The sequence below is a fragment of the Streptomyces sp. NPDC000075 genome (assembly GCF_040301925.1).
Taxonomy (GTDB): Bacteria; Actinomycetota; Actinomycetes; order Streptomycetales; family Streptomycetaceae; genus Streptomyces; species Streptomyces polychromogenes.
Window position 1 is genome coordinate 27000 of record NZ_JBEPFL010000056.1, and the last position, 6104, is coordinate 33103.

Here is a 6104-nt window from a genome sequence, read left to right on the forward strand (position 1 = left end):
GTATCCCCCGGTAATCATTTGTCTCCCCCCGGAGACACTCCCCGCCTTCGTGTCGAGGGGGGCCACGGTCATGAGGGCCCTGGTCCTACTCCTCGACGAGATACGAACATAGTTGAGCCAGAGTCAATTCAGAAGAGGGAGCCTCCGACGGAGCACCGCCCGATCGGAGCATTCCCCCTCATTTTTCCGCCACGAGCCTCCGGAATGACCCTCTCCGCCCGACTTGACCTGCGGATATCTCACACGACCCGGCCTCCCCCGCAGCCCCGCACCGCCCATCCCACCGGTCACACAATGTGCCGGGCCTGTGGACAAACTCCCGGCCACGTTGCGTCATGGGATGGTGAAGGCTGCTAACTCGCGGGGCGACGCCCCCGGTACCCCGCCCCGCACGCGCATCCTCGTCATCGGCGGCGGATACGTCGGCATGTACACCGCCCTGGGCCTCCAGCGGAAGCTCAGATCCGGCGAAGCCGAGGTCACCGTGGTCACCCCCGAGCCCTACATGACGTACCAGCCCTTCCTCCCGGAAGCCGCCGCCGGCGCGATCTCACCCCGCCACGTCGTTATCCCCCTGCGCCGCGTCCTCGACCGCTGCCGCATCGTCATCGGCCAGGCCCAGCGCATCGACCACGCCAAACGGACCGCCACCGTCACCACCCTCGCCACCCCCGACGAGGGCACCGGCGACCTCCAGATCGAGTACGACGAACTCGTCCTCGCCCCCGGCTCCGTCTCCCGCACCCTCCCCGTCCCCGGCCTCGCCGACTACGGCATCGGCTTCAAGACCGTCGAAGAGGCCATCGGCCTGCGCAACCACGTCATCGAACAGATGGACATCGCCTCCTCCACCCGCGATCCCGCCATCCGCGACGCCGCCCTCACCTTCGTCTTCGTCGGCGGCGGATTCGCCGGCGTCGAGGCACTCGGCGAACTGGAGGACATGGCCCGCTACGCGGCCCGGTACTACCACAACATCAAACCCGAGGACATGAAATGGGTGCTGGTCGAGGCCAGCGACCGGATCCTCCCCGAGGTCGGCCCCGACATGGGCAAGTACACCGTCCGCGAACTGCGCCGCCGGGGCATCGACGTCCGCCTCGAAACCCGCCTCGAATCCTGCGAGAACCGCGTAGCCGTCCTCAGCGACGGCGCCCGCTTCCCCACCCGCACCGTCGTCTGGACCGCCGGCGTCAAACCCCACCCCATCCTCGCCGCCACCGACCTCCCCCGGAACGAACGCGGCCGCCTGCGCTGCACCTCCTTCCTCACCGTCGAAGGCGTCGAACACGCCTGGGCCGCCGGCGACGCCGCCGCCGTACCCGACATCACCGCCGAAACCCCCGGCACCGAATGCGCCCCCAACGCGCAGCACGCCGTCCGCCAGGCCAGACAACTCGCCGACAACCTCATCGCCGCCCTCCGCGACCAGGCCCTCACCGAATACGCCCACAAATACGCCGGCTCCGTCGCCTCCCTCGGCCTCCACAAGGGCGTCGCCCACGTCTACGGACGCAAGATCAAGGGCTACCCCGCCTGGTTCATGCACCGCACCTACCACCTCAGCCGCGTCCCCACCTTCAACCGCAAGATGCGCGTACTCGCCGAATGGACCCTCGCCGGCCTCTTCACCCGTGAGATCGTCTCCCTCGGATCACTCGAACACCCCAGGGCAGAGTTCGAACTCGCCGCCGGCGGACACCTCGGACAACACCCCCCGCGCCCCGCCCCCAACCCCCCGGGGAACACCGAGGGCTGACGTTGTCAGTGCCGTCCGCCACACTGGACGTGTGACCATAGGTGGGCTCACACCTGCACAGAGTGACGCCCCACGGAGTGACCAGCAGCAAGCGACCGACCACACGGGGCACCTCCCGGCACCACCGGGAGGGGTCACCGCGACCACTTGCGACACCACGAGGCTTGAACGCAGTGAACTTCACGCGCTGGAGCGCCCGCTTTCCCGGAACGCAGCGCCGCGCCGCCGCCCGGAACGAGCACGCCGCCGCCCAGGCCAAAAGGGGTGAGGGCTCCGTCCCCGCAGCCCGCGGCGCCGCCCACCCCCTCACGCCCGCCGACGGCGCCCCCGCCGAACCCACCGTCTCCGGCACCGGCACCGCCCCGCTCCCCGCCGCACCCGCCCTCGACGAGCTCTCCGTACGGGAGGTCCTCGGACTCCTCCCCGCCCTCGTCGCCCTCGTCCACGGCCCCGAGCACCGCGTCGCCTACGTCAACGACGCCTACACCGCCGGCTTCGGCCCCCGCCCCACCGGCGCACCCGCACACGCCGCCCTCCCCGAACTCGGCGAGCTCGGCCTCCTCCCGCTCCTCGACCAGGTCCAGCGCAGCGGCAAACCCCGCACCGCCAAGAACCGCCAGGCCCCCGGCGGCGGCAGCTCCTACACCGTCACCTGCACCCCCGTACAGCTCCCCAAGGCCGACACCGACGACAGCCCCGACCCCCACCACACCGGGATCCTGGTCCACCTCGCCGACGTCACCGACCACGCCGAGGCCGTCGACCGCCTCCGCGCCAGCGAACGCCGCCAGCGCGAAGCCGCCGTCACCCTCCAGCGCTCCCTCCTCCCCCAGGAACTCGAACAGCCCGACGACCTCCGCATCGCCGCCACCTACCAGCCCGGCGGCACCGAAGCGGCCGTCGGCGGCGACTGGTACGACGTCATCACCCTCGGCGCCGGCCGCACCGCCCTCGTCATCGGCGACGTCATGGGCCGAGGCGTGCGCGCCGCCGCCGTCATGGGCCAGCTCCGCACCGCCGTCCGCGCCTACGCCCGCCTCGACCTCCCCCCGCACGAGGTCCTCCAGCTCCTCGACGGCCTCGCCGCCGAGATCGACGCCAGCCAGATCGCCACCTGCGTCTACGCCGTCCACGACCCCAACGAAGGCCTCCTCGCCTACGCCTCCGCCGGCCACCTCCCCATCCTCGTCCGCGACGAGGACGGCACCGTACGCCGCGCCGCCGACCCCACCGGCCCGCCGCTCGGCACCGGCGGCTGGCTCCACACCTCCGGCACCATCGCCCTCGGACCCGGCTCCACCGCCGTCCTCTACACCGACGGCCTCGTCGAACGCCGAGGCGAGGACATCGACGAAGGCGTCTCCGCCCTCGAACGGGCCCTCGCCGGAGCCCAGGGCACCCCCGCGATCATCTGCGACCGCCTGATGCGCGCCCTCGGCGTCGACGCCGACCACGACGACGACGTCGCCGTCATGGTCCTCCAGCAGCCCGCCCGTACCGGAGCCGACGCCGAGCTCTTCCACAACGCCGCCCTCGAACTCCTCGGCGGCGTCGAGGCCGCCCCCCGCGCCCGCGCCTTCGCCCAGGGCGTCCTCACCTCCTGGCGCTTCCCCGTCGAGCTCTGCGACCTCGGCGTCCTCGCCGCCAGCGAACTCGTCGCGAACTCCCTCCAGCACGGCACCCCGCCCATGCGGCTGCGCCTGCGCCGCACCGACCGCCGCCTGATCGTCGAGGTCACCGACGGGGACGACCACCTCCCGCGCCGCCGCCGCGCCGAACCCGCCGACGAGACCGGCCGCGGCATCTCGATCATCGCCACCATCGCCTCCGCCTGGGGCTCCCGCCGCACCCCCGGCGGCGGCAAGGCCGTCTGGTGCGAGTTCGCCCTCCCCGACAAATAGCCCCTACACAGCCCCTCACCCCGCCCGCGAACACGCCAGAGGCCCCGGTCCACCGGACCGGGGCCTCACCCACACCTCTGACGTACTTACGCGGCCACCCGCTCCGCCGCCTGCTCCGCACCCTTGCCGGCCACCGCCGGACCCTGCGCCACGACCCGGCCGCCCAGCAGCGACGGGTTGTCCTGCACCGGGGTCAGCTGCCGGCCGAGCCGCAGCGCCAGACCGGCGATCCCCAGCGAGACCAGCACGAAGGTGGCGATGTACAGCATCGGAACACCCGCACCCAGCGGCACGCCCAGCGGCCCCAGCGCCAGCGCCATCTGCTTGACCAGCGCGAACGCCGAGTTGTACTGCCCGACCGACCCCTCCGGAGCCAGGTCCGCCACCAGCGGCGCCAGCGTCGGCGACAGCATCGCCTCACCGATCCCGAACAGCGCGTACGTGCTCACGAACGCGGCGGCGGCCATCGTCGCGCTGCCGTGCCCCAGCCCCGAGAACCCGGCGATCAGCCACGCCACGGTCCAGATCAGCCCGACCAGCGCGATCACCCGGGACCGGCGGCGCTTCTCGACCAGCTTCAGCACCACGAACTGCGCCACGACGATCGCACCCGTGTTGGCGGCCAGCGCGAACCCGAGCGTCGACGGGGAGATTCCCGCGGCCTCCGTACCGAAGGCCGCCAGACCCGACTCGAACTGTCCGTAGCAGGCGAAGAAGAGCACGAAGCCCAGCAGGCACAGCTGCACCATCGCCTTGTGGCGCAGCATCCGCTTCCAGCCACCGCCGGCCGCCTGGGCCGGGTCCTTGGGCAGCGCGTCCTTGATGCTCGGCGCCTGCGGCATCCGCACGGTGGCGATGACCGCGGCCAGCACCAGGAACATCACGGCCTCGATGCCGAACAGCAGGGTGAAGCTCCCGGGCCGGGTCACGTCGACGATCTGGCCGCCGGCCAGCCCGCCGATGCCCAGCCCCAGGTTCTGCATGAAGAACTGCAGCGCGAACGCACGCGTCCGGGTGGAGGGCGTCGAGCACCACACGATCATCGTGGCCAGCGCCGGCTGCATCACGGCCTGGCCGGCACCGAGCGCCAGCGCGGACAGCAGGATCGGGACGACACCGCTGGAGAGCCCGAGCGCGAGCGCCCCCGCGGACGCGGCCACGGCCGCACCCATGACCACGGGCACCGGACCGCGCCGGTCGATGACCCGGCCGGTGAAGGGCAGTGCGATGAGAGCACCCAGGGCGAACGCCACGAACGCACTCGTGGCGGCCATGGAGCCCAGCCCCCGCACCTGCGCCACATAGATGTAGAGGAACGGAACCGTGAAGCCGATGCCGAACGCGGTCAGCGCGTTCCCGGCCTGGATCCGCCGCATCGCGGCGCCCATCACCTTGGTCACTTCTCACCTGCCCTGATAGCTGAAGCCTGAAGACTTCATACCTAAAGTTCGATGCTTAACTCTACACATCGAAGGAGTTAGACGCCAACGGGTTCATGGGATACTTCGGACCATGGCTGACACCCCCGACGGCACCGCGCCCGTCCACGAGCCGAGCCTCGACGAGCAGATCGCCGTCTATCAGCGCGAGTTCCAGGACCTGGACCCCCAGGTGGAGAAGGTCGTCTCGGCCCTCAGCCGCCTGAACCGCCGCATGAACGTCGCGTACGGCCGCCAGACCGCCGCACTCGGCATCAGCAACGCGGAGTGGGAGGTCCTCAAGGCCCTCGTCCTCTCGGGCGCCCCGTACCGGATGGGCCCGAGCGAGCTCGCGAAGCAGCTGGGCCTGACGCCGGCGGCGATGACGCACCGGATCGACCGCATGACGGCCGAGGGCCTGGTCACCCGGGAACGGGACGAGGCCAACCGGGTCCGCGTGATCGTGGAGCTGACGGACGGGGGCCGCAGCAAGTGGCTGGACGCCATGCGCGCGGCGACGGTGTTCGAGGAGGACCTCCTCCAGGACCTCTCCACCGCGGAGCGCGGGCTGCTGGGGGACATGCTCACCCGGGTCCTGGCCCGGGTGGAGGACCTCCAGGCCCGGGCCTGACGGGCCCTGACCTCCCCGGTTGACACGCCCCTCGCAGATCCGTAAGGTTCTTCGAGTTGCCCCAGCGCCGGAAGGTTCTGAGGTCAACAATCCGCCGCCTCGTCGCGGCAACCTCTACTCAGCACGATCTCCCACCGGGAACAAATTCGGCGTGCCCGAATTCATTTCCGAAGGCCCGATTATCGGTTGCCGGGAAAATCCGCTAGAGTTCAGGAGTCGGAAGGGCCCAACAGCCCGGAAGACAAACCCCGCTGACTGGGAGTCAGGCCCGAAAGGATCTGATAGAGTCGGAAACGAAGAAAGAACGAAAGCCCGGAGGAAAGCCCGAGAGGGTGAGTACAAAGGAAGCGTCCGTTCCTTGAGAACTCAACAGCGTGCCAAAAATCAACGCCAGA

At 70.6% G+C, this 6104-nt stretch carries 4 protein-coding genes; 3 read left to right on the forward strand and 1 reads right to left on the reverse strand.

Going from position 1 to position 6104, the window contains the following annotated elements:
* Positions 1–340: 340 nt before the first annotated feature.
* Positions 341–1759 (forward strand): NAD(P)/FAD-dependent oxidoreductase, encoded by a 1419-nt coding sequence (locus ABT403_RS37230; protein ID WP_344160831.1) that lies wholly within the window; start codon positions 341–343, stop codon positions 1757–1759.
* Positions 1760–1932: 173 nt separating this feature from the next.
* Positions 1933–3660 carry an ATP-binding SpoIIE family protein phosphatase gene (locus tag ABT403_RS37235; protein ID WP_344160900.1) on the forward strand — a complete coding sequence of 576 codons (1728 nt, stop codon included), beginning with the start codon at positions 1933–1935 and terminating at the stop codon, positions 3658–3660.
* An 86-nt stretch (positions 3661–3746) separates the two neighbouring features.
* On the opposite strand, the gene ABT403_RS37240 is transcribed toward ABT403_RS37235, so the two are convergent.
* Entirely contained in the window at positions 3747–5048 is a 1302-nt protein-coding gene (locus ABT403_RS37240; RefSeq protein WP_344160903.1) for an MFS transporter, read from the reverse strand.
* 124 nt (positions 5049–5172) lie between these two features.
* On the opposite strand from ABT403_RS37240, the gene ABT403_RS37245 reads away from it, so the two are divergent.
* Positions 5173–5709: a MarR family winged helix-turn-helix transcriptional regulator gene (locus ABT403_RS37245; protein WP_344160834.1), complete on the forward strand. Its 537-nt coding sequence runs from the start codon at positions 5173–5175 to the stop codon at positions 5707–5709.
* The last annotated feature ends 395 nt before the right edge of the window (positions 5710–6104 follow it).

Bases quoted from the DNA above. Each gene is read 5' to 3' on its own strand.
- ABT403_RS37240 (WP_344160903.1), bottom strand. From the start codon at position 5,048: ATGGGCGCCGCGATGCGGCGGATCCAGGCCGGGAACGCGCTGACCGCG.
- ABT403_RS37230 (WP_344160831.1), top strand. From the start codon at position 341: ATGGTGAAGGCTGCTAACTCGCGGGGCGACGCCCCCGGTACCCCGCCC.
- ABT403_RS37245 (WP_344160834.1), top strand. From the start codon at position 5,173: ATGGCTGACACCCCCGACGGCACCGCGCCCGTCCACGAGCCGAGCCTC.